The following is a 24,350-nucleotide window of genomic DNA, read 5'->3' as shown; positions in this document are numbered from 1 at the left end:
GTTGGCAAAATTCAGGCTCTTTTGCCTGCGAAGCGGTCGCCTGTGTGTTGGGGCAAGCAAATGTGCCTGAATGTGCGGTTGGCTTTCTATTTCTGTCGTTCATTTTGTTCACTGTCGTTGTCTTTTTACACTGAGCGATAACTTGTTTATTGTTACGGTTTTTCCGTATATACCTCTCTATTTTCGGGTCGATAGATACGGTTTTACCTTATTTTATATTTTTATAAGTCATCAAAGGGACTCCTGATTTTTTGAAGACTCTTCTGACTTACATGTGTGTATATTTCCGTTGTCTTACTTGAATTATGCCCTAGTAATTCCTGAATAAATCGAAGATCTGTCCCATTTTCCAAAAGATGAGTCGCATAGGAATGTCGAAGCCAATGCAAAGTGACTGCATTTTTTATACCTGCCTTTTTTACTGCTGATTTTAAGACTTCCTGTAGGCTGGTAGGACTATACGTCTTTCCTACTACAGTGCCTTCAAACAAATATTCTTTCGGCTTTTCATACTGATAGTATTCCCGAAGTAGCTTCACTAGTTTCTCACTAATTGGCACCAAACGATCTTTCTTCCCTTTGCCCTGATTCACTCGGAGCATTCCCCGGGTGGAATCTATATCCTGCAATTTTAAATTCAAAAGTTCTGATCTCCTCAGTCCACAGGCATAGATCAGGCTGAGCATCGCTCGGTGCTTAATGTTCTGATGGGCTTCCAGGATTGCTTTCACTTGTTCTTTAGATAATACATGAGGTAAAAGTTTTGGGTTTTTAGGTCGTTCGATTGCTATGGGGTCCAGTTTTCGCTTGAGTCTATTCGTAAAGTATAGCTTTACGGCATTGATCACCAGGGATTGAAAAGAAGCGGAGTATTTTCTACTAATGATATAATCTTTATGAAAGGATTCCAAATCTGCATTCGTGATTTCTGCGGGATTTTTATTGCCGGTAAACCGGAGAAAAAGACCCAGACCTAATACATAATTCTTGATGGTGGATTCCGAATAGCGCCTGTTCCGCATCCAGTCCTGGAATTTTTCGATTTCCAATTGCAAAGCAGGATCAATGGCGGGAAGTGAAGCAGGTGCTGATTCAAGCATGTTCACCTTTTTAAACTCGGAATAGTCAAGCCAGGCTTTGCCTTGAAAAACCGGCAAGAGTTGAGAAATCACTTCTTCGGAATAGGGGATGATCCATGCTTTGTGCTGATTAGACCAGGTCCAGGAAGGAAGGGTTTTCACGAGATCAATCAGCGCTTGATCAAATGAAAAAGACAAGAGCACCACTGCCCTCTTTTTGATTTCGCCGTTTCTGATAAAAATTGTTTTCATAAGCTTTGAAAAAAGTAGTTCAATATAGATAAAAAAGGCTTAAAAAAAATCCCTCAGATTGCTGGACTATCCCCCAATAAGTGTCTAGCTTTTTGGGGGTAGATTATGCTCTAAGGGATTTTATCAATTTTCTGCTTTCTGATTTCAAATCGGGTATGATGGTAGGGTGGGATCGGCGTTAAAAATCACTTTGTGTAAGATTTTAGCCTTAGACCGATTTGCAGGGCGGTCAAACTACACCCTGGCCAACATCTTCTTGAACTTCAAGAGTGCATGAGAGTAGATTACGCCTAGCGGGGGTTGATCTTTTCTAAAAAGTATTTTTTTTCGAAAGGGACCTTTTTCTGATTTTAATTCCAGAGAATATGGCGATAAAAAAAACAACTATAAATAGAATTGTCAAACCAGCTAGATACCCATATCCATAAGATGTTAATCTGTTAAGATCATTAACCAATATCTGTATGATTCTATAAATTAAGATAATAAATATTAAAGTGGAAATGGCGAAAACTGTCTTTGTCATAAAGTGCAAAGGTAAACACCATAGAAAATCCATTCTATGGTGTTATGAATGTTTATTTTTTAACTGTTGTCATGGTAGGCGTATATATGCCCAGCGTTAACGCAGCTATAAGCCCATTTACAAATGATTGAGTGGTAGTCACTTCGTAATTAGTAGCCCCATCAGCCATCAATTTACTGTCCGAAACCCCAACTGGAGCTAGTCCATAGACTACATAGTGATTCCATTTTGTTACCTCTTTGTTACCTTGTGCCCCCTCGCCTACTACACTTGTGTAGGTAAAGCAAGATGTGAGTAGGGAACAACTTAATAATGTTGCTGCTACAGCTCTTAAAAATCCTTTTTTCATTTGTTTGTAATAAATTAAATTTTCCTACTCGTTTAGCTTTTCGGAATCCGCCCCGTTTTTAAAATGGTTTCTGGTCTCCACCTTGATTGTTATTATTGAAACTAATAAATAAATTAATAAAAAACAGTAATTTATTCATAATCAATGGATAGTAAAAGATCTACTATTTTTTTAAGATTATATATTTTTACTTATTTCTGTAGTGCAATTTTTGATGAATTATTTTAAAAAACTATACCCTGTACAGGGTATTTTTCAATAAAAAAGTCACTTTAATCAAAAAAAAATCCCTCAGATTGCTCTAAGGGATTTATAAGTAATTTGAGATTTCAGCTTTCTGATTTTAGACTTCAGAATTCTTTTCCACCCATTTCCTAGCATTCACAAATGCCTCCATCCATGGTGTAAAGTCATCCTGTCTATCAGCAGGATAATGCGCCCAGTTCCAAGGCTTCAAACTTCGCTCAATATGTGGCATGATAGCCAGGTGGCGACCGTCTGCGGAGGCGATACCTGCCGTAGCATGATCGGAACCGTTTGGATTGCCTGGGTAGGCTTCGTAACTGTATTTCATCGCGAAGTTATAGTCGTTTGCTGCTTGTGGTAAATAGAATTTACCTTCTCCGTGTGCGACCCATACGCCTAGTCTTTGTCCGCTAAGTGACCCTAGCATCACAGATTCGTTTTGTGGGATGGTTACGTTTACGAAAGTAGATTCAAACTTATGGGATGCATTGTGTAGCATCTTTGGTTTGTCGGTATGATCAGGAGTGACCAAGCCTAGTTCTACCATCAGTTGGCAACCGTTACATACGCCCAAACTCAAGGTGTCTGGTCTTGCGTAGAAGTTGTCCAGCGCTTGCTTTGCCTTAGGGTTGTAGAGGAATGCACCTGCCCAGCCTTTGGCCGAACCCAGTACATCGGAGTTGGAGAATCCACCCACAAACACGATCATCTGTACGTCTTCCAGATTTTCTCTGCCTGCGATCAGATCCGTCATGTGCACATCTTTCACTTCAAAACCAGCCAGCCAAAGCGCATAGGCCATTTCCCGATCTCCATTCACCCCTTTCTCCCGGATAATCGCTGCTTTCGCTTTGCCTTTGTTAGTTCTGTAAGGATCAAGTCCTGAAGCTGCAAAGTCACCTTTCCAGCCTTCTGCAAACTCAAATGCCAGCGGCTGATTTTTATAATTATCAAAGCGGTCTTTCGCTAATTGCTCTCCGCTTTGCTTTCTGTCTAATAAATAAGAAGATCTGAACCATACATCGCGAAGATCAGCGATATCCAGTGTCAGGTCTTTTCCTGCAAACTCGATATTTCCGGAATCAGTCACTTTTGCCAGTTCCACATAGTCGATATCCGCTTCCACCAACAAGGCTTCTACGGCGTGATCGTCAGCTACCTGAATCAGAATGCCTGGGTTCTCTGCGAATAAGGCTTTTACCATATCCGGCTCATGCAGACGGTCTAGTTTCACTTTCAGACCTATATGCTGCACCGGGAAGCACATTTCCAATAATGCCGTCACCAAGCCACCGGAAGAAATATCATGCCCTGCAAGAATCCAAGTTTGATCGATCAGATCCTGAACTGCCGTGAATGCTTTTGCAAAATATCTAGGGTTTTTGATGTCCGGAGTTTCTGTTCCTACCTTGTTCAAGGCCTGGTAGAAGCTGGAACCCGCCAGTTTGAACTCGTCCTTGGAGAAATCTATGTACAGGATTCTACTTCCTTTGATAGGTTTCAGGGCAGTTTTCACTGTTTTCTGTACATCAGAGCACTCACCCACGGAGGAGATAATCACCGTTCCCGGGGAGTACACCGTCTTTCCGTCAGGATATTTCTGAGTCATGGAAAGGGAGTCTTTTCCCGTAGGGATATTCACACCCAGATCAATGGCAAACTTGGATACGGCCTCAACTGCTCTATATAGTCTATCGTTTTCGCCTTTGTTTTTGGCTGGCCACATCCAGTTGGCAGAAAGGGAGATTCCCTGCAAACCGTCCTGAATGTGTGCGAAAATCAGGTTAGTCATCGCCTCAGCAATTGCCAATCGGCTACCTGCTTCCGGATCTGCCAAGGCTGCCACTGGCGCATGACCGATGGAAGTTGCGATACCTTTGTTTCCGGTGAAGTCAAGGGCCATCACAGCTACATCATTCAGCGGAAGTTGGATCTCACCGACGGTCTGCTGCGTCGCCACACGGCCGGTCACGGATCTATCTACTTTATTGGTCAACCAGTCTTTACAAGCCACTGCTTCCAGCTGGAGTACTTCGCGTACATAGGCTTGGATCAGGTCAGCTTCATAGCTTGCTTCCGCAAAGGTTGCCTTGGTCGTATCATCTTCCAAAATGGTCTTAGGAGAAGAACCGAACATATAGCTCAGATTCCAGTCCACCGGCTTCTCGCCAGTTTTGCCATTTTCAAATTTGAAATGCATGTCTCCGGTCGCCTCTCCCACCACATAGAATGGCGCGCGCTCACGGTCAGAAATCTGATGCAAGGTATCTACGTCTTTTTTGCCAATCACCAATCCCATACGTTCCTGAGATTCGTTTCCGATGATTTCCTTAGCGGAAAGGGTAGGGTCACCCACGGGAAGTTGATCGATGTGGATAGTTCCTCCGGCATCTTCCACCAGCTCAGAAAGGCAGTTCAAATGTCCGCCAGCTCCATGATCGTGGATGGAAATGATTGGGTTGTCTTCGCTTTCGGCCATGGCGCGGATCACGTTGGACACACGCTTTTGCATCTCAGGATTGGATCGTTGAATTGCATTTAGCTCGATTGCGTTGGAAAGTTCTCCGGTGTTCAAGGAAGAAACCGCTGAGCCGCCCATTCCTATTCTATAGTTGTCGCCGCCCATGATCACAATCTGATCACCGGCTTTCGGCGCGTCTTTTTTAGTGTATTTGGCATTGGTGAAGCCCACGCCACCAGCCAGCATGATTACCTTATCAAAACCGTGGTGCTTGCCGTCTTCCTCATGCTCGAAAGTCAATAGAGACCCGGAGATCAGCGGTTGACCGAATTTATTCCCGAAGTCAGAAGCTCCATTGGAAGCCTTGATCAGGATATCCATAGGCGTTTGGTACAGCCAAGGTCGTTCCTCTAGGTTGCACTCCCAAGATCTTCCTTTCTCGGAGCGAGGATAAGAAGTCATGTACACTGCGGTTCCTGCCAAAGGAATAGAGGCAGTACCACCAGCCATACGATCTCTGATTTCTCCACCTGCTCCTGTAGCCGCGCCGTTGAATGGCTCCACGGTAGTAGGGAAGTTGTGTGTTTCAGCTTTTAGAGAAATAACCGTGTCGATCTCACGGGTTTCAAAAAAGTCCGCCTGATGCGCTGTTTTCGGAGCGAATTGCTGTGCTTTAGGCCCGGCTACAAAGGCCACATTATCTTTGTAAGCAGAGGCAATTCGATTTGGATTCGCTTTGGAAGTTTCTTTGATCAATTGGAAAAGCGTCTGTGGCTTTTCTGCTCCATCTATGATAAAGGTACCGTTGAAAATCTTGTGACGGCAATGCTCAGAGTTCACTTGGGAAAATCCAAAAACCTCAGAATCTGTCAGCGGTCGCTCTAGTTGCTTGGAGACATTGTCTAGGTAATCCACTTCTACCTGACTCAGTGCCAAGCCATGCTCTTTATTATAGGCAGCGATATCACTAATTTCTACGATAGCCTCAGGCTCTAAGTGAATGTCAAAAATCTCCTGATCAAGTCCATCAAATGCGTGCTGAAGCATTGGGTCGATTTGATCTCCTTCATTGAGTGGAAAAAACTCTTCGATACGGATAACTCCCGGAATGCCCATGTTTGCGGTGATTTCCACTGCGTTGGTGGACCATGGCGTAATCATTTCCTTGCGGGGTCCTGAGTATTTTCCAGAAATTGAAGGGTTGCTAATCGCTGTAGCTCCGCCGAAAAGCCAAGTCAGCTTTTCTAGGTCTTCGGATGCGAAAGGTTGAGGAGATTGTACAGCGTAAACGGTTTTTTGAGGGGATTCAAAGAAGAAAATCATGTCCTTTGGCTGGTAAGATGCAAAGGTAAGCAATTGAAGGGTGTATTGAAAAATTTGAAAATTGAAAGATTGAAAAATATAGTGGTCAGTAGCAGGGAGTAGTCTCTTGACCCTATTCGTTAGTGCGGGGCGTGCGATAAGAACAACGAAGCAAATTATTAGGTACACTCATGTATATCTGCTTTAATACCAGTAAAACGCCAAAAGTATAGTAGGATTTTGGTCAATCCCGATAAACAGCAGGAAATTGAGGACACTTCGGTTAGCGGTCTTCTTTTCGATTGAGCAAGGGAATTATGAATACTGGCATCATTGCGGATACTTATAGTTACGAATTTCGATAGTGGATTTGTGAGATCGTCGAGGAGTTGGGGTTGGTTTGATTTAGGTTATTCTGCGGATAAACGACGACAAAGCGCAATGTCTGAGTAGTAGGGTTGCTTCTTCTTAACTCCTCGCAATGATGCCTTTGATTAATTTTAGTTTTTGGTTCTAAAACCTAACTACTTTTTCTTGCTACTAGCTACTAGCTACTTACTTCTCTCCATTGAAAATTCTAGAAAAATCGCTACTCTGTTCATTTTTGCACACTTTTCACTATTATTTATTTATTAATCCCGAATATTGTTCGTTTTTGATACGGGGGAAACTTTTGAATAGATGAAAGTTTCCGTAGTTTTGCATCCGGATTACAAGTCGTTTAAAATAAATGAGAACGAAGATTTTAGAAATAGCGAGCGAGCAGTTCAGCCAGTATGGGGTTAGAGCCATAACGATGGAGGACATTGCGCGCTTAGCGGGGATTTCCAAGAAAACTATTTACCAAGAATTCAAGGATAAAAAAGAGCTCGTGAAGGATGCTTTTAAAATGGTTCTTGATGTAGATCAATCGGAATTGAATAAATTTTTGGAAGGTGAGGATGGTGTGATTGAGCACCTGGTATATACCTCCAAAATGGTTCGGGAGCGCTTATCTAAATTGAATCCCATGGCTTTGCTGGAGATTCAGAAATATTTTCCCGAGGTCTGGGAAATGTTCAATACCTACAAAGAAGAAGTTATTGTGACAGACATCGTCGCCGTGCTTGAGAAGGGCAAAATTCTTGGTTACTTTCGTCCCGAAATAAACACTAGGATCTTAGCAACTATGCGGATTGATCAAATTAGTTCTGCGATGAATCCACAAAACACTTTCAAAAAAGAATTTAGTCTTTTCACCTTACATATCGAAATGCTAGATCATTTTCTACATGGAATATTTACCGAAAAGGGCAGACAAGCCTATTTTCAAAAACAAAACAACTCTTAATCAACCTATAGCCAAGCTACTCAACATGCTCGTGCTCAACCTATAACAGATCCCTTTTAGAATAATACTATGTTTAAAGTGAAGAATTATTTAGTGGTAATTGCCTTGAGTTCCCTATGGATACAGGCTAATGCTCAGGACGCCCCGCCACCGCTAGAGGTATTGCAGCTTGACCTGAAGAGTACGCTGGAATATGCCTTGGAAAACAACGTGGATGCGAAAAATGCGAAGCTTGAGGTGATGATAGCGCAGACTACTGTGAAGGAAGAGACATCCGCTGGTTTGCCGCAAATTAATGGTTCAGTAGGGTTGAATTACAATCCTTTGATTCCCGTTCAATTCGTTCCAAACGAGCCTCCTTTTGGAGATCCTACCAATCCAGCGGATGTAATTCCATTGAGATTTGGCGTGAGTTACTCCGCAAATGCAGGGGTAAACATGACTCAGATGATATTTGACGGATCATTTTTTGTAGGTCTTCGCGCTGCAAAAACATTCAAGTTACTCACTGAATTTGATCGGGTAAAAGTCGAAAATGATGTCATCGAGAATGTCAAGAAGGCTTACTTTGGAGTTCTAGTGAATGAGGAGCGTATCAAACTAGCACAGGCTAACTTAACCAGGATTGATTCACTTTTGGATGAAACAATAGCTTTGAACGAAGCAGGATTTACTGAAAAGCTGGATGTTTCAAGGATCAGAGTGCAGCGTAATAATACTTATACGCAGTTGAAAAGAAGTGTGACTGCCTATGATATCTCCAAGCAATTATTAAAAATCCAATTGGGTTTGCCTAAGAATTTTGACATAGTGATCACTGAGACCTTAGCAGAATTGAATCCTGAGGAGGAGCTAATGGGTTTGTTAGCCATGGAAGGTACTCCAAGGATAGAAATGGACCAGTTGAATACTAACCTGGAGTTGACTCAGTTGGATTTGAAATACAACAATTCCCAGTACATGCCTACATTGAATTTTAATGGCAATTTCATGCGGTCAGGAGCTGGAGATTCTTTTAGTCAGACTTATGATTCGAAGAATTGGTTTAGTTCATCCATGTTTGGATTGTCAATGAATATTCCAATTTTTGACGGTTTAGCTAAAAGCGCAAGAATTCAACGTAACAGAATTCAGATCCAGCAGTTGGAGAATCAGAAGTTCTTCCTGAATCAAAACATCCAATTGGAGATCTATCAAGCTAAACAGAATTTGGCAAATGACCTGGAGGTTTTGGCCGTTCAGCGGGACAATAGAGTGCTGGCTCAGGAGGTTTATGATATTTCCAAAATCAAATACAACGAAGGGGTAGGTTCTAATCTAGAAGTCGTGGAAGCAGATGCAGCCCTGATAGAAGCGGAGATCAATTTCTTGGCCGCCTTATACGATGGCTTGATTTCTAAGGTGGATTTGGAAAAGGCTCTTGGGATTTTGCAAGTAGGTATCGATAACTAAACCAACATTTTATTTTCATCCGAAACGTAGTTTAACAACTCCATCATCAAAAACTTATGCAATTGAGCATTTCGAAAACTTCACCTTCTTTTCACTAGTGCCAGATTCCATATGACCTTAAAATTTCAATTAAAACCTATGAAAGCAACATATAAATTTTTACCCCTAATGGCACTTGCCCTTCTCGCTTTTTCCTGTGCTACAGAAGATGAAGTGGCGGCAAAGAAAGCTGAATTGGAGAGTCTAAAGACCTCATCAACTGAGATTTCCAATCAGATCAAGGAGTTGGAAGCAGAGCTGATGAAGCTTGACCCTGAGTTTGCAAAAGCAAATCACAAATCAATTCTGATCACTACGGCGCAAGCTAGAAGGGGCAGATTTGAGCACTATGTAGAAGTGACTGGTTCTGTGCTTTCCAAGAAAAATGTGAGTATCAGTGCTGAGACTTCCGGTAGGATTTTGGAAGTGCCGGCTATGGAAGGTATGCGGGTAGAAAAGGGTGCTGTATTAGCCAGAATAGATTCCGAGTCCATCCAGAGAAGTATCGATGAACTCGAGAATAACCTGGAGCTTGCCAGCACCTTGTTTGAAAAACAGGAGAGACTTTGGAATCAGCAGATAGGTACGGAAGTGCAGTATTTGGAAGCCAAAAACAGAAAAGAAGGACTGGAAAGAAATCTAGCTTCTATCAAAACGGAGCTTGCCAAGGCGGTAATTCGTGCGCCTTTCTCAGGAACAGTTGAAACTGTACAGGTAAGATTGGGAGAATTGGTACAACCGGGCTCTCCGATGTTCCAGTTTGTGGGTGAAAGCGATTTATTCATCGAAGCTGATATTTCAGAGACTTATGTAGGCGTGCTTGCTAAGGGCGATTCGGTAGATGTGAATTTCCCTTCCATAGATCAAAGTATTCAAACCAAAGTATCGGCAGTGGGTGCGATCATCAACCCAAACAACAGAACATTCAAAGTAGAGGTGTTTCTTCCAAAATTACCGATGGTGAAACCTAACATGATTTCTGTTTTGAAGATTCAGGACTATGATAACAATGATGCGGTGATTGTCCCTAGCTATTTAATCTTGAGCGACAACCGCGGTGATTACATGTTTGTAGTAGTAGATGGCATAGCCAAAAAGAAATACGTGAAGCGTGGAAAAACCTTCGACAACGAATCCGAAATCCTGGAAGGATTAGAAGGAAATGAAGTATTAGTGGACAAAGGGTTCAGAGAAGTAGGAGACAATTTCAACGTGAACATAGCAGAGCAGTAAGAAGATGGCGGAAAATCAAAAACCTATAAAAACGCGTGAGTTTGGATTGTCCAGTTTGTCTGTGGACAATTCCACCTCGGTGGTCATACTCACGCTGATCATTACCTTCTTGGGCTTGAGTGCCTATCGCAATATGCCCAAGGAAAGCTTCCCCGAGATAGTTATACCAACTGTCTATGTAGGCACGCCATATCCGGGTAACTCACCGGTCGATATGGAAAACCTGATCACCAGACCGATAGAAAAAGAGCTGAAGTCGCTGAACGATGTCAAAGATATCACCTCTACTTCTGTTCAAGATTTCTCTTCCATCGTGGTGGAATTTAATCCAGGAGTAGAGATCTCGAAAGCTATTCAGGATGTGAAAGATGCGGTGGACAAATCCAAAAGTGAATTGCCTACTGATCTAGATCAGGATCCAAATGTTTTGGAGGTGAATACTTCAGATTTCCCGATTATGAACGTGAATATCTCCGGGGATTATTCTGAGGCGGAGCTGAAGAAATTTGGAGAATATCTCGAGGATGAAATCGAGAAACTATCAGAAATATCCAAAGCGGATCTGGCAGGTACGGTGGAGCGTGAGATTCAGATCAATGCGGATCCTTATAAAATGGAGTCGGTGGGGGTGAGTTTCAACGACATCGCCCAGGCTATTCAGACTGAGAATGTGACCATTTCCGGTGGAAATATTCGTGCAGGAGATTTTCAGCGCACGCTCCGAGTAGATGGAGAATTTGGCGATCCGATGAATATCTTGGACATCATCGTTAAAACTGACAATCAGAAAATCGTTTACTTACGTGATGTAGCTGAGGTAAAAGACACTTATAAAGAGAGAACTAGCTATGCCAGAAGCAAGAATCTTCCGGTAGTCACGATCAATGTGGTGAAGAGAAGTGGAGAAAATTTGCTTTATGCTGCAGATAAAATCAAGGAGATTATCGATGAAACCAAAGCGAACAGATTTCCTCCTGATCTAGAGATTACTATTACTAATGACCAATCCAAGGCAACAAGACTGCAAGTAAGCGACTTGGAAAACTCCATCATCTTTGGAGTAATCCTAGTGGTGTTGGTGTTGATGTTCTTCCTTGGATTCAGAAATGCTTTGTTTGTTGGTATAGCGATTCCGCTTTCTATGTTCATTTCATTTTTGATTCTGAACGCATTCGGGATTACACTCAATCTGATGGTGCTGTTTTCACTTATCCTCGCGCTGGGTATGCTAGTGGACAACGGCATCGTAGTAGTGGAGAATATCTACCGACTAATGTCTGAAGGAAAGAGTGCAACTCAAGCTGCAAAAGAAGGCGTGGGAGAGGTAGCGTGGCCAATTATTACCTCTACAGCTACTACACTCGCGGCATTTTTGCCCTTGGCTTTCTGGCAGGACACGGTGGGCGAGTTTATGAAATTCCTTCCTATCACACTGATCATTGTGCTTTCTTCTTCACTTTTCGTGGCGCTGGTAATCAATCCAGTGTTGACTGCTCTTTACATGAAAGTAGAAGACGTGATGGTGGAAAAGCCAAAGCGCAAATCTATCATTGTGGCTGGGGTCCTTTTGGTCTTGTCTGCCTTGTTTTATCTAATAGGCTGGACGGCTTTCGGTTCTTTACTTCTAATTGGCTGTATTCTTACTGTATTCAATGTATTTGTTTTGAGAGGAGCAATCCGATGGTTCCAAACGGTATTTTTGGTCAAGTTGGAAAACTTCTACGAAGGAACTTTGAAATATGCGTTGGATGGCAAAAGGCCTTATGCATTCCTTGGTGGTACGGTTTTACTCTTAGTCCTTTCATTGGTATTGTTGGTAGTTAGAGCACCTCAGGTACTTTTCTTCCCTGATAATCAGCCACAATTGGTGAATGTATTTATTGAATTTCCGATCGGAACTGACATAGAAGCAACCAACGAATTTGTGGATAGAATGGAGGACGAGCTCATGGTAGCTCTGGGTGATTATACCGACATATTGGAATCAGTGATTTCTCAAGTGGGAGAAGGAACTGGTGATCCTATGGAGGGTCCCAGCAATCAGCCAACACCACATAAAGCAAAAATCACGATTGGGTTCGTGGACTACATCGATCGACAAGGAATCAATACCAATGGAGCGATGGAGGAAATCAGAACCTTAGCCGAAAAGTATCCTGGTGTGCTGGTGACAGTGGATAAGCAAAGAAATGGCCCACCAGTAGGTAAGGCGATCAACTTGGAATTTGCTGGCGAAGATTACGATCAGTTGATTGCTTTTGTAAACAAAACCAGAGAATACCTGAATGATCAAAATGTCCCAGGTGTGGAGGAATTAAAGTCTGATTTATCCCTGGGTAACCCTGAGGTGATTTTGGATATCGATCGTGAAAAAGCAAGAAGATTTGGGCTTTCTACATCAGAAATTGCCACGGATCTAAGAACAGCACTTTTCGGTCTGGAAGTATCCAAATACAAAGAAGGTGAAGATGATTATCCTATACAGTTGAGACTGAAGGAAGGGTTCAGATATGATATCAATACCCTGGTAAATAAGAAAATTGGCTTTAGAGATAAATTTGGAGAGAAGCGAGAAGTTCCTATTTCGGCAGTAGCTGATGTGAAGTATGGATCTACTTATGGTTCTGTGAAAAGAAAGGACCTGGAGAAAGCCATTACAATCTATTCCAATGTCTTGGATGGTTACAATGCGACGGCTGTCAATGCACAGATACAAGGTTTGCTGGCAAACTATGAAGTGCCGGATGGGATCTCTGTCAAATACACTGGAGAGCAAGAAGAGCAGCAGAAGTCCATGGAGTTTTTGGTGGGAGCATTAGGAATCGCAGTTTCTTTGATATTTTTAATTATAGTGGCTCAGTTCAACTCCGTTACCACTCCCTTTATCATTATGGCATCAGTAGTATTGAGCACGATTGGTGTATTCCTGGGGCTTGTGATTTTCAATATGGACTTTGTCGTGATCATGACTGGGATAGGTATTATCTCCCTTGCCGGTGTGGTGGTGAACAACGCGATCGTACTCATAGATTACACCAATCTAGTTCGTGAACGAAAGAGAGACGAACTAAATATGGGGCCGAAGGAACATTTGCCATTTCCATTGATGATCGCAAGTATTGTAGAGTCTGGTAAGACTAGATTGCGCCCAGTATTGCTGACTGCTATCACTACTGTTCTGGGATTGATTCCTCTGGCGATTGGTATGAATATTAACTTTGGAACCTTGCTAAGCGAATTTGACGCACAGTTTTACGTAGGTGGAGATAACGCTGCTTTCTGGGGTCCTATGGCCTGGACGGTAATATTTGGGTTAACCTTTGCGACCTTCCTCACGTTAGTCATCGTACCAGTCATGTATTTGTTAGCAGATAAACTCAACGTGAGAATCAGCAAACTTAAATCTTGATTGGATTAAGGTTGGTGGTTTTTTTTGTTAAAACCTCCGGGGCGATGTCTCGGAGGTTTTTTGCGTTTTCAGGGTGCTTATACTTCCCTTTCAAGGATGGAATTTGTAAGTTCGCCTCCCCAATTAGTAGAATAAATAGATGGAAGAATTAAAGTGGTATGTGATGTACACAGCTTCACGATCTGAAAAGAAAGTGGCTGATCGATTGAGAGAGAATGGCTTTGAAGTTTATCTGCCTATGATAGAGGAACTTCGTCAGTGGTCTGATCGGAAGAAAAAAGTACAGCGTGCCATGTTCAATGGATATGTTTTTGTAAAAACAACCCGCAATAAGCTATGGGAATGTTTGCAAGTTCCCAGTGCGGTTAAGTTTGTTCATTTCTCAGGAAATCATGCCACTGTCAGAGAAGAGGACCTTGATATTATCAAGCGTGTCATTGAGACTGGGGTGGGAGTGGAATCAGACGGATCGACGATTGATCCCGGTGAAAAAGTCGTTGTGATCGGAGGGCCACTTCAGAATATGACGGGTGAGGTAATTGAGAAGGGAAATAAGGATTACTTCCTCGTGAGAATACCTGGGATCTATCAGAATTTGCTGATTTCTGTTCCAAGGAAATTCTTGGAGGTTACTCATTAATTGTTTGATTGAACCCTTGCTGCAGGTGCGTTTAAGTTACCAGCAGACTTTTTCTTTTTCAAAATCTGGCGAACTACTTTCACAGAATCTTCTATCTCCGAGGCATGATAGGTTTTCAGTTGCTCAATAAGTAGCCTACTCGTATCCGCTGCCGGAAATAGCTCTATGTGCATGGAGTCCAGACGCATGGAATCAAGCGCACTAGGCTTTATCATAAAAATGGATACCGTTTGCTCTGAAGTTGGTAAAGACTCCTGTGATGGATCCATCACCAGTAATAGAACTTGTTCTCCTTCAAAGGGTTGAGGTGATCCAACTTTTATAGCCTCGCTTATAGCTTCCTCTAGTACATCAGAAGGTATAGGGCTGTTCACCGACTCAGAATAGGATATGGATTCACTAGCGCTATATTCCTCATTCAATTCAGGAAGGATAAATAAGATAGCAGCTATCAATAAGGTGATTGAAGCGGCGTAAGGCATCAATTTCCTTAGGACTGACTTGGGTTTTTTATTCGGTGGGGCTGGCATGGAAGGGGCTGCCTTGATGGGTGGATCCGGTATTGTCGTTTTTTGCGGACTGAATTCGCCATCTTCTCTTTCTAGATATTCATGTATGTCAGCTGCTGACCCCACGCTAGTATGGGGGATGGGCTTGGCTAGAGAGACAGACGCAGCTTCGAATACTGGTAAGGTCTCAGGAGCCAATGCTCTGGTTGTCACGTTTCGTTCTAGCACGATGTCTTTTTTGCGCTCACCAAAACCTTCTATAATTTGAAGCAGGGTCACCCGTAGCACCAAAGTAAACGTTCCTTCACGCAAAGCTTTGATATCAAAAAGCCACTCAGTATAGTCATCAACTAGAATTATCTGTTCTTTTGAACTTAAGCTTTGGATTTCAAACGTATTGCCATCCCGCCCTTCTTCTATACAAACCTGCATGACTTCACCCATGCGGATGTCATCTATCTCTTTTTCGGTATCAGGTATAGTTAGGTTTTCTGTAAGTAAAAGTTCGTCCCAAGCCAAACGCACGATACAGCGTGTCCACTCTTGGATCTGCATTAAATCCGGGATGTGATACAATATCTTACCATAGTTTGATTTTGGTTTGGGTATAGTGCTAGTATTTTCCGCTACTCTTTTGCCTAATACCTTTAATAATGGAGCAAAGTCCTGAGATCTCATTTCCGCAACCGTCAGAGTATTCATGTTACGAAAAGTAGCCGCTAGCTTGGCGATAGCGCCTCGGATGTCAGTATAGAGATCGATGTCATCCCGAATTCCCTGCGTGTCAGCAAAACTGTCCAGTTTCTTGATCGCCTCATTCAACTCATCAATTTGATCTTCCCAATACTTCAGGTAGGAAATTATCCCCGTAGATTTATAGATCGCAGCATCAGGCAGGACCAAAGGAAAAACACGCTGATAGAAATCTCCGCTTTTCTGCACCTCTAGGAGTTCAAACATGCAGTTGGGTGATTTTAAGTAGTTGTCGCTGATGACCAAGATGACTGCATGACCCTGCCCGATCTGTTCCATGAACTCCTTGATCAGCCCTTTGAAGCCAAGATCTCTCTTGTCTCTTATGAGGGTAATACCGGCAGAACTGATCGCTTGATCAATTTCATTGGCGACAATTTCGCTTTCCCCGCCCCAGGCATAGGAGATGAATACTGCATGTGAATCGCTTGGCATAGAAAAAATGATTGTAAACGCGCTAGTTGAAGGTAGTCCTATTTTCGGACAACATCAAATGCGTGACTTACAGGTCTCTATGTCTAGTAGCTTTGGGGAAAAGAATGGGGTACCCAGTGGGATTTTATTTATCGGGAGAAGTCCGAGAAAAAGTACCTTCTATAAACGAGCTGACCTTGGACTAAAATGTCATTATCGAATCGGTTGAAGCCTATATTTCCATCTAAGTTGTCTGTAAATGATAGGAGCATAGTTCCTTCTAAGGCGATATCAGAAAATGGGCCGATGGAATAGCTAAGCCCGGCACGAATGGGAACATATCCTGTGGTGACTTTTTTGCGAACAGGTCTTTCTTCAGCATTGAAAGATTTGGTTTGTTCGGTGTTCGAATGCATCACGCCTAGGCCTAATCCACCATAAAGGTTGAACATGCTGCGATTCATGTGATTCCCGAAGGGTATTACATAGAAGCTTGGCATTACATCAAAATAAATCACAGAGCCATTGGCTGTAAATGCAGAATTATTACTGGTCCATATGTCCGTAACCGAGGTGCTGGGGTTTCCTCCACTGGAGATCCATTGCACGCCACCGGTTGCTCGGATTTCAAACCTGTCATTTAAGCGCTTGATCAAGGAAGCTGAAACAGAAGGCTTAAACTCAAAGTTAAATGACCTGTATTGTCCGCCGTTGTCAAGATAGGCAAAGGATGGGCCTACACCTATGCTGACAATGTTATCTCTAGACTGCATCTCTTTGTAGAAACTTTGAGCAGACAAATGCATGCTGCCAAAAAGAAAAAAAACTAATACGAAGAACTTGTATAATCTAAACATAACCTAAAAAGGGAAAAGGCCGATAAGGCAGGATTTGATTGCAAAATTGGCAACAAATATGCCAACCAAGTAAGCAAGATTGTATTAAAAACAGTAGAAGATGAAAATTAGTATAACTAGTGCTGAAATTTAAGCTCCATCAAAGGCCTTTTTAATATCCTCTTCAGTGGTTTTTAATTTGTTTCTACAAGCTTTTACGAGCGCGGAGGCTTCTTTTACGAGGTCGGCAAGTTCGTCCACACTTTTCTTGCCTTCTTCTAATTCCGCCAAAATTGTCTCCAATCGGCTCATCGCTTCATCGTATTTTAGATCACTCATTTTTCCTCAATTTGTGTAATTGTGCTACTGATTTTTTGTGTAGAAGTATGCGTCTGCAACTCATCACCAAGTTGGATTTGAGCCGTATTGATGGGTTTACCCTTGATTTCTGTTCGGGTGTAGCCTCTGGCTAAAATAGCAGCAGGATTTAGCTGACGCAGCAATAGCTCCTTTGAGTCTAGGTTTTGCATTTGTTTTTGCAAAAAGCCCTCCATTCCTCTACTTATACTTTTTTTAAAACTAACTAAAGAGTGTTCCTGAATCTGCAAAATATTTTTGCTGGAAACCCGAATTCGATTGATGGAGGAATTCAATTTTTCAGCCTCCAGATTAAGACGACTTTCAGAAAGGGCTCTGACCTGATGTGAGAGTTGATGGATTTTGGTTTGTTCTTCAGAGAGTTTTTGACGGGTGGCCCGATCGAGTCGAAGCATAGCCAAACCCAAGTTCTCTTCAAATTCACGAAAGCCAGACAACAAGAATTCCGCCACTGCGGTAGGGGTTTTTAGTTTGGTATGGGCTACCAAATCAGCGATGCTTTCATCACGTTCATGCCCGATTCCGGTTAGGATTGGCAAGGGGAAATTTGCGATTTTGGATGCAAGCCTGTAATCATCAAAGCAATCTAGGTCCAGCTGCGCTCCACCACCTCGAATCATCACCACGGCTTCTATTCCTAATTCATCCTTCGTAGCTTCTACTTGCTCGAGACTCCGAATCAAAGAAGTCACAGCTTCATTCCCCTGCATCACTGAAGGATAGAGCTTGTGGTAAACTTGATATCCGTAGGCGTTATTTTCCAGTTGATTGACGAAATCCCCATAGCCTGCAGCAGTTGGGCTACTGATAATGCCGATTTTTTGAATCACAGCAGGGAGGAGGTGCCTGGCATTCAGCCTGATAATTCCTTCTGTAGTGAGTCTATCGATGGTTTCTTGTCGGATTCTGGCTCTTTCTCCCAAGGAAAAAGAGGGGTCGATATCCTTCACATTGATGCTTAGGCCATAAACAGGATGAAAATTAACCGCCACTTGTGCGAGCACTTTCATGCCGTTTTTGATGCTAGAACCGGTGATGGATTCAAATCTAGCCGCCACTGAACGGTAGGCAAAAGACCAGAGATTGGCTTTGATTTTTGCTTGGACGGTGTTGCCTTGCTTTTCCACCAATTCAAAATAAGCATGACCCTGAGGTGCCTGGCGGAAATCCGCGATTTCACCAATCACCCAAATCACCGGATCTAATTCCGTCTCTAGCGCTTGTTGAATCAGCCGATTGAGCTCAGATATGGACCTGGGATTTTGCATGCTTACTTCAGTTTTTGGAATTCTGCCTTGATCTTTTGATTCAGTTCTAGACTGGCACGAAGCATAGGTAGTCTCACCTGATCATCACAAATTCCCATGTGGGAAAGTAGATTTTTGATGCCTACAGGGTTGCTCTCTGCATACATCAGGTGATTGAAAGGCAGGAGTGAAAATGCTGCTTGCAGACTTTCTTCCTCAGTTCCATGACATAAAGCTTTGAAGGTAGCTGGAAGAGCATTTGCCAATACAGAAATAATTCCAGATCCTCCGATACTATACAGTGCTTTGGTCATCAGGTCATCTCCCGAAATCAGCAGGAAATCCTTAGGCATTCCAGCTGCTATTTGCATGCACTGCTCGAGATTTCCGCTAGCCTCTTTCATTCCTATAATATTGGAATGCTCAGCCAGGCTTAGCGTAGTTTCGGCGGTGATATTAGACATGGTTCTGCCTGGAATATTATATAGTATAACAGGTACTGGACAGGCATCAGCGATTGCTTTATAATGAGCGATGATTCCTGCTTGTGTAGGCTTGTTGTAGTAAGGGCTGACAGAAAGAATAGCGGTAATTCCCGTAAAATCAGTGTTTGCAATGTCGCTCAGAATCGACATGGTGTTATTTCCACCCACGCCATAGACCAGGGGAACACGCCCGGCATTGAACTCAATACAAGCTTTCAGCACTTGTTTTTTTTCTGCGGAAGTTAGCGTTACTGTTTCGCCCGTAGTACCCAAAACCACCAAGTAATCCACCCCACCTTCGATAACATGATTAATAAGCTTTTTAAGACCATCAAAATTTATAGAGTAATCATCGTGAAATGGAGTGACAAGGGCTACACCGGTTCCTTTGAGTTGATTCATGGTTTATTGGTTTGGGAGGCTAAAGATAATGGGATGATAGGAATTGATGTGGTGTTTTCGGGAAAAAAAGGGGTAATACGTAGGGGTGCAACATTTTTCGCCGAATGGAATGGACACGGCGAATATTGATTCGAGGGCAAATATGATTCGCTCCTACCCACCAATCATAGTTAAAAATTCATCCTCGCTAATCAGCGGTACGCCTAATTTCAGGGCTTTTTCTTTCTTGCTTGGGCCCATGTCTTCGCCTTCGATGATGAAATCTAGATTCTTGGAAACAGCAGAGATATACTGACCTCCATGTGCGATGACGGCATCTTTTATCTCATCTCGTTTGAAATGGGTCAGTTTTCCACTAGCCAAAATCCGCTTCCCTTCCAGCGAGTTTCCAAGCCTGATTGAATCACTTTGATCTACCTCGAAATTCAACCCAAATCCTTTTAGTCTAGCTATGATCTCCTTGTTTTTTGGCTGGGCAAAAAAGTCGTGAATACTTTGGACGAGAGTTTCGCCTACACCATTGATAGCTAGCAGTTGCTCGGAAGTGGCGGCTTCTAGTTTTTCTATAGTTCCAAAATGACGCGCAAGCAACTGGGCGGTGTTTTCTCCTACATTTCTAATTCCCAGAGCGAAGAGAACCTTTTCGAAAGGTTGATTTTTAGACGTTGCAATGCCTTCCATCATGTTTTTGATGACCCCGTCCTGAAAGGTATTGGCTTTGAGTTTTTTGATGCGTTCGGTTAGGTCCTGATTTAGGTCAAGGTTCAGTTTGAGTAGTATTCCGTGAACAGTTCCTTCCTTTTTACTGACTTCAAGCACCTGCTGGAAATCTACTTTTCTACTCAGGAAAAGATCTAAAACCACCGCCACTGGCACATAATCTTCCAGTTTTGGAAGGTTGTGATCTTTGAGATTTGAAATCAGATAATCAATCATTCCCGTGTTGGAAGGTACTTTCTTCTTCCATTTTCTGATTTGATCCTGAAACGCTTTTAGCGTTTCTGCCAAAGGTAGCTCTGTGTGTTCAATCAGAAAGTCTTGGATTTGTTTGAAAGGAATCTGCTCTGTCAACGCAAAAAGTGCCTTTTCTAATTTTATATAAAGCAAGCCATCACCCTCAGTTTCATAGTGGTCCTGAGACATCTCCAGGCCTAGCAATTCTTCTTTTCTCTCTTCTAAACCATAAATGTCAGCCGGATCTATGATGAAACCCTGATCAATCAAAGCTCTGATTCGTTCTGTTCCCATGGAGTCAATGTCCATCGCACGCTTAGACACGAAGTGCTCTATTCTGCCGAGTACTTGCGGCGGACAGGATTCTGAATTTGGGCAATAATGTTTGGCTTCGCTTTCTTTTCGCTCCAGCTCAGTTCCACATTCCGGACAGTGAGTGATGTAGGCAATCGGCTTTGACTCAGAATTTCTTCGCTCAGGATTTACAGCAGTGATTTTTGGGATGATCTCACCGCCTTTTTCCACAAATACAAAATCACCCTCCTGCAAATCTAAGCGTTCGATCTCATTGGCATTGTGGAGAGAAGCACGCTTAACGGTGGTACCTGCCAAACTCACTGGAGCCAGATTTGCCACCGGAGTGATGGCGCCAGTTCGTCCCACCTGATAAGTGACTGAAAGTAGTTCTGTTTCGGCGCTTTCTGCTTTGTATTTGTATGCAATGGCCCACCGGGGATTCTTGGCTGTAAAACCCAATTCCTCCCGTTGATCGTAATTATTAACTTTCAGAACTACCCCGTCCGTATCTACTGGAAGTGTAAAACGCTTTTCTTTCCAGTCTTCTATGTATTGAATCACCTCTTGAATATTCTCCACCTTTCTATAGGTTTGGGAGACATTGAAGCCCCACTTTTCTATGAGAGAGATAGCCTCCGAATGGGTATTGACGCTGAGGTCATCCCCAAGTAACTGATAGAAATAGCAATTCAACCTACGCTTGGCCACTACGGATGAATCTTGCATTTTCAGAGTGCCAGATGCTGCGTTTCGTGGATTGGCTAAGAGTGCATCGCCTGCTTCATCACGTTCTGCATTGATTTTTTGGAATTCCTTTAGAGGTAAAAAGATCTCACCACGGACTTCGAAACTAGCAGGTATAGTGCCGTCGTGTATTTCCAAAGGAATATTTCGAATCGTGCGAACATTCGCAGTGACATCATCTCCTCGGTATCCGTCGCCACGGGTAACAGCGCGAACCAACCGACCATTCTCATAAACCAAAGAGATCGCAACTCCATCGAATTTCATCTCGCAGAAATACTCAAAATTGGGATGTCCCAGTCCTTTGGCTATGCGCTCATCAAAAGCGAGTAATTCTTCCACGGAATAAGTGTTTCCCAAAGAAAGCATTTTGGTGCTGTGCTCCACCGTCTGAAAATCCTTGGTAATCGTCCCTCCAACACGCTGACTCGGGCTGTCTGGATCAAGTAGTTCAGGGAAATTTGTCTCTAACTCGACCAATTCCTCTAAAAGCTTATCAAACTCAAAGTCAGAGATTTCAGGAGCGCTGTCCTGATAGTAAAGATTGTTATGATGGTTGATCTGCTGGGTAAGTTGGGCGATTCGCTGTTTTGCTTCCTGTGGATTCATGGGCTATTTGGAAAAATTCGGGCTTGTAAAAATAGGATTTCGATAGGGAAGGAGCAATTGAATTTTCGGCTTTGACGTTCGGTTGAATTTTTTAGCCACAAAGTGACGCGAAGAAAGGCGCGAAGGTTTTATTGTAACAACCGTTCTCTGTGTCCTCACAGACCATCCTGTACTTCTGAGCAGTAGTTACAAGGTCAATGAGATTGCGAGAGATTTTAATTAACAAAGGTTTGGTGCGAACGTTTTCCTTTGTTCAAATACAGCCCAGCAACCATTGCTATAATTCCAGTTTTTGCAAGTCCGCTTTCAAGGTTAGTAGCATCTTGCCCAGTTAATGATGCGTAGTGGCCAATAAAGTAGATCCTTAATATTTCAGTCAAGATGAAATAGCCAAGCAGTCCTAAAAATAAGGGAGGAAATTTCCTTTTTACGTTTAAAGAAATTAGCGAGACTCCATACAAGAATACCAAGACCTATTATCAAAGAAAGAATCAAGTAAACATAGATGTTAATTCTTGTATATAGTTGCTCGTCTTTAGTTTGAAAATACAAATTCCAATCATCAGCTAGCAATTCATTTAAGGTTGTATTCACGCTGATTGAAATTTGAAATACACTGCCTATTAATATTACCATGATAACCCAAAGCCATCCGCCTAGTGGTTTGCCACTATTCACTCAAGGGGCTTTATTGCTTATTTTTTATTTTTAGAGGTTTTACTCAAATTGGAGAGTAAGGATTTAATAGAGAATTAAATAGGTGCTTATGTGCGTATATATAAGTTTTGCTTTATTTATTTACCAACACTTTCTTCTGTCTGTTACTGATGCAAAAATCAGAGCAAAAATTAAATTCTTTAGGCCGGTATATTCCACGACTTTGCTAGTTTATAAAAATGTCAATCCAATTTTCTTATTCAATCCTTGCTCAAAAATTCTGATTAATGTAGAAAGCTGGATGTTTCCTTTTCCATTTTCAAGCTTAGAGATGTAGCTCTTTTTTGTCCCAGCTTTTTCAGCCAATTGCTCCTGAGTAAGGTTGGCTTCTTTGCGTGCTGACTTGAGCATTTCACTCACGATGAACATTTGAGCACCTTCCTCGTACTGATTGCGACTTTCAGTGCCGATCTTTCCATGTTCGAGCTCTATTAAATCATCAAATGTTTTTATATTTTTATAGTCATTCATAGTTTTAGTTTTTACCATCAAAATATTCTTTCATAATCCGCTCTGCTTTTTCAATCTCTTTATGAGGGGTCTTTTGCGATTTCTTTTGAAATCCATTGAATAAGATTACCAATTGCCCCTCGTCAAAGCAGCAAAATATGCGGTAGATATTAGATTGAACCTCAATTCGGATTTCATAAAGTCCATTAGTTCCAGTTAAATGTTTCAGGAATTTCTCGGGAACAAGGTCAACTTGCTTAATCAATTCGAAAACTTATTGAATTTTGCTTTTTACTTTTAAGTCTTGCTTTCGGTAAAATTCAATGAAGTGGTTTTCGTAAAAGATTATCTTTCTATTCATTAATCAAAGTTATCTCAAAGGATAACAAATTCAATTTTATTTCCAAAAAGATTCCGCCTTCTCGGGAGAATTTTTAATACCATTACATTACGTCGCCGCGCCGCTGCGAGAACTATTTCAATTGCAAATCCTCCCATTATTTAGAATCTTTGTTTTTTTATAGTTATCCCCATTTCCTCATGCCAAACAAAGCGAGTGTTGAAACCAAAATTCTGGAGGCAGCCTACAAACTTTTTCTCCAAAAAGGATACCGCCAAACCACCATGGACGATATAGCTCAGGCATTAGCTATGAGCAAAAAAACACTTTACAAGTATTATCCCGGCAAAATGGAATTGCTGGGAGCGTCCTTTGAGGTGACCAAAACCAAGCTCACCGCCAAGGTGGAGGCAATTGTGGATAATCGATACATTTCTTTTCCCCTAAAACTCAAATCTACTTTGACGGTAATGGCTTCTTTGCTGGGGCCGATCAATCCAGAGCTATTCGAAGACTTGCGCGAGCACGCCCCCGATATTTGGGAAGACCTCACGCAGTATATTAACCAGTCAGCTTACACCCGTTTCAATAAATTACTTGAACAGGGAAAAAAGGAAGGGTTGGTAGTCCCGTCAGTGAATATCCAATTGGTAGTGCTGCTCTATGCTACTGCCGTACAATCCCTTATGGATCCCAAGTTCATAGGTAAATTTCCCGAGTCTATTCAAAAGGGTGTGCAGATTCCGCCGGCGGCACTTTATGACCAAGCCATTTCGATCATTTACAATGGGATTTTGACCGAAGAGGCGCGTAAGGAATTTGAGAATGCCTAATTGCCTTGATTCGATTTTCTTATCTTTGCGCCCTGATTCTGCCTAAACCATCACAAAGAGGCAG

The 24,350-nt window shown here is 42.3% G+C and carries 16 protein-coding genes and 1 pseudogene; 6 read left to right on the top strand and 11 right to left on the bottom strand.

Annotated features, from left to right (window positions below; all coding sequences use genetic code 11):
- Positions 1–221 precede the first annotated feature (221 nt).
- The 3 genes from xerA to purL form a co-directional block, all read right to left on the bottom strand.
- Positions 222–1,331: a site-specific tyrosine recombinase/integron integrase gene (xerA, locus tag ABJH64_RS02895; protein WP_348276244.1), complete on the bottom strand. Its 1,110-nt coding sequence runs from the start codon at positions 1,329–1,331 to the stop codon at positions 222–224.
- Positions 1,332–1,909: 578 nt separating this feature from the next.
- Positions 1,910–2,206, bottom strand: coding sequence for a Bor family protein (locus ABJH64_RS02890; RefSeq protein ID WP_348276245.1), 297 nt, complete (start codon positions 2,204–2,206; stop codon positions 1,910–1,912).
- Between the two features lie 343 nt (positions 2,207–2,549).
- Positions 2,550–6,236: a phosphoribosylformylglycinamidine synthase gene (gene purL, locus ABJH64_RS02885; protein ID WP_348276246.1), complete on the bottom strand. Its 3,687-nt coding sequence runs from the start codon at positions 6,234–6,236 to the stop codon at positions 2,550–2,552.
- Between the two features lie 709 nt (positions 6,237–6,945).
- Here purL and ABJH64_RS02880 point away from each other — a divergent pair.
- From ABJH64_RS02880 to ABJH64_RS02860, 5 genes are all read left to right on the top strand, one after another.
- Positions 6,946–7,545: a TetR/AcrR family transcriptional regulator gene (locus ABJH64_RS02880; protein ID WP_348276247.1), complete on the top strand. Its 600-nt coding sequence runs from the start codon at positions 6,946–6,948 to the stop codon at positions 7,543–7,545.
- Between the two features lie 69 nt (positions 7,546–7,614).
- On the top strand, positions 7,615–8,997 hold the full coding sequence (locus ABJH64_RS02875; RefSeq protein ID WP_348276248.1) for a TolC family protein: 1,383 nt from the start codon (positions 7,615–7,617) through the stop codon (positions 8,995–8,997).
- Between the two features lie 138 nt (positions 8,998–9,135).
- Complete coding sequence (locus tag ABJH64_RS02870) at positions 9,136–10,269, top strand: efflux RND transporter periplasmic adaptor subunit (RefSeq protein WP_348276249.1); 1,134 nt, start codon at positions 9,136–9,138, stop codon at positions 10,267–10,269.
- A 4-nt stretch (positions 10,270–10,273) separates the two neighbouring features.
- Positions 10,274–13,678 carry an efflux RND transporter permease subunit gene (locus tag ABJH64_RS02865; protein ID WP_348276250.1) on the top strand — a complete coding sequence of 1,135 codons (3,405 nt, stop codon included), beginning with the start codon at positions 10,274–10,276 and terminating at the stop codon, positions 13,676–13,678.
- A 139-nt stretch (positions 13,679–13,817) separates the two neighbouring features.
- Entirely contained in the window at positions 13,818–14,318 is a 501-nt protein-coding gene (locus tag ABJH64_RS02860; RefSeq protein WP_348276251.1) for a UpxY family transcription antiterminator, read from the top strand.
- On the opposite strand, the gene ABJH64_RS02855 is transcribed toward ABJH64_RS02860, so the two are convergent.
- The 8 genes and pseudogenes from ABJH64_RS02855 to ABJH64_RS02820 all read right to left on the bottom strand — a co-directional run bounded on the left by ABJH64_RS02855 (position 14,315) and on the right by ABJH64_RS02820 (position 23,474).
- A complete protein-coding gene (locus ABJH64_RS02855) occupies positions 14,315–16,015 on the bottom strand; it encodes a toll/interleukin-1 receptor domain-containing protein (protein WP_348276252.1) in 1,701 nt (566 codons plus the stop codon). The genes ABJH64_RS02860 and ABJH64_RS02855 overlap by 4 nt on opposite strands.
- Positions 16,016–16,143: 128 nt before the next feature.
- Positions 16,144–16,767 (bottom strand): hypothetical protein, encoded by a 624-nt coding sequence (locus ABJH64_RS02850; RefSeq protein WP_348335622.1) that lies wholly within the window; start codon positions 16,765–16,767, stop codon positions 16,144–16,146.
- Positions 16,768–16,980: 213 nt separating this feature from the next.
- Positions 16,981–17,169 (bottom strand): exodeoxyribonuclease VII small subunit, encoded by a 189-nt coding sequence (xseB, locus tag ABJH64_RS02845; protein ID WP_348276254.1) that lies wholly within the window; start codon positions 17,167–17,169, stop codon positions 16,981–16,983.
- Positions 17,166–18,476: an exodeoxyribonuclease VII large subunit gene (gene xseA, locus ABJH64_RS02840; protein ID WP_348276255.1), complete on the bottom strand. Its 1,311-nt coding sequence runs from the start codon at positions 18,474–18,476 to the stop codon at positions 17,166–17,168. Before xseA ends, xseB begins: the two co-directional genes overlap by 4 nt.
- Before the next feature lie 2 nt (positions 18,477–18,478).
- Complete coding sequence (gene dapA, locus ABJH64_RS02835) at positions 18,479–19,342, bottom strand: 4-hydroxy-tetrahydrodipicolinate synthase (protein ID WP_348276256.1); 864 nt, start codon at positions 19,340–19,342, stop codon at positions 18,479–18,481.
- Positions 19,343–19,495: 153 nt separating this feature from the next.
- Positions 19,496–21,946, bottom strand: a complete 2,451-nt coding sequence (gene ligA, locus ABJH64_RS02830; RefSeq protein WP_348276257.1) for an NAD-dependent DNA ligase LigA — start codon at positions 21,944–21,946, stop codon at positions 19,496–19,498.
- Positions 21,947–22,834: 888 nt separating this feature from the next.
- Positions 22,835–23,134 carry a helix-turn-helix transcriptional regulator gene (locus ABJH64_RS02825; RefSeq protein ID WP_348276258.1) on the bottom strand — a complete coding sequence of 100 codons (300 nt, stop codon included), beginning with the start codon at positions 23,132–23,134 and terminating at the stop codon, positions 22,835–22,837.
- A gap of 4 nt (positions 23,135–23,138) precedes the next feature.
- Positions 23,139–23,474, bottom strand: a pseudogene (locus tag ABJH64_RS02820) (type II toxin-antitoxin system RelE/ParE family toxin).
- A 179-nt stretch (positions 23,475–23,653) separates the two neighbouring features.
- Between ABJH64_RS02820 and ABJH64_RS02815 the strand changes: the two are divergent.
- Entirely contained in the window at positions 23,654–24,286 is a 633-nt protein-coding gene (locus tag ABJH64_RS02815) for a TetR/AcrR family transcriptional regulator (protein ID WP_348276259.1), read from the top strand.
- Positions 24,287–24,350 lie beyond the last annotated feature (64 nt).

This window comes from Algoriphagus sp., from assembly GCF_039969895.1.
Taxonomy (GTDB): domain Bacteria; phylum Bacteroidota; class Bacteroidia; order Cytophagales; family Cyclobacteriaceae; genus Algoriphagus.
The sequence above is the reverse complement of the archived record's forward strand: the minus strand, read 5'-3'. Positions and strand labels throughout refer to the sequence as shown.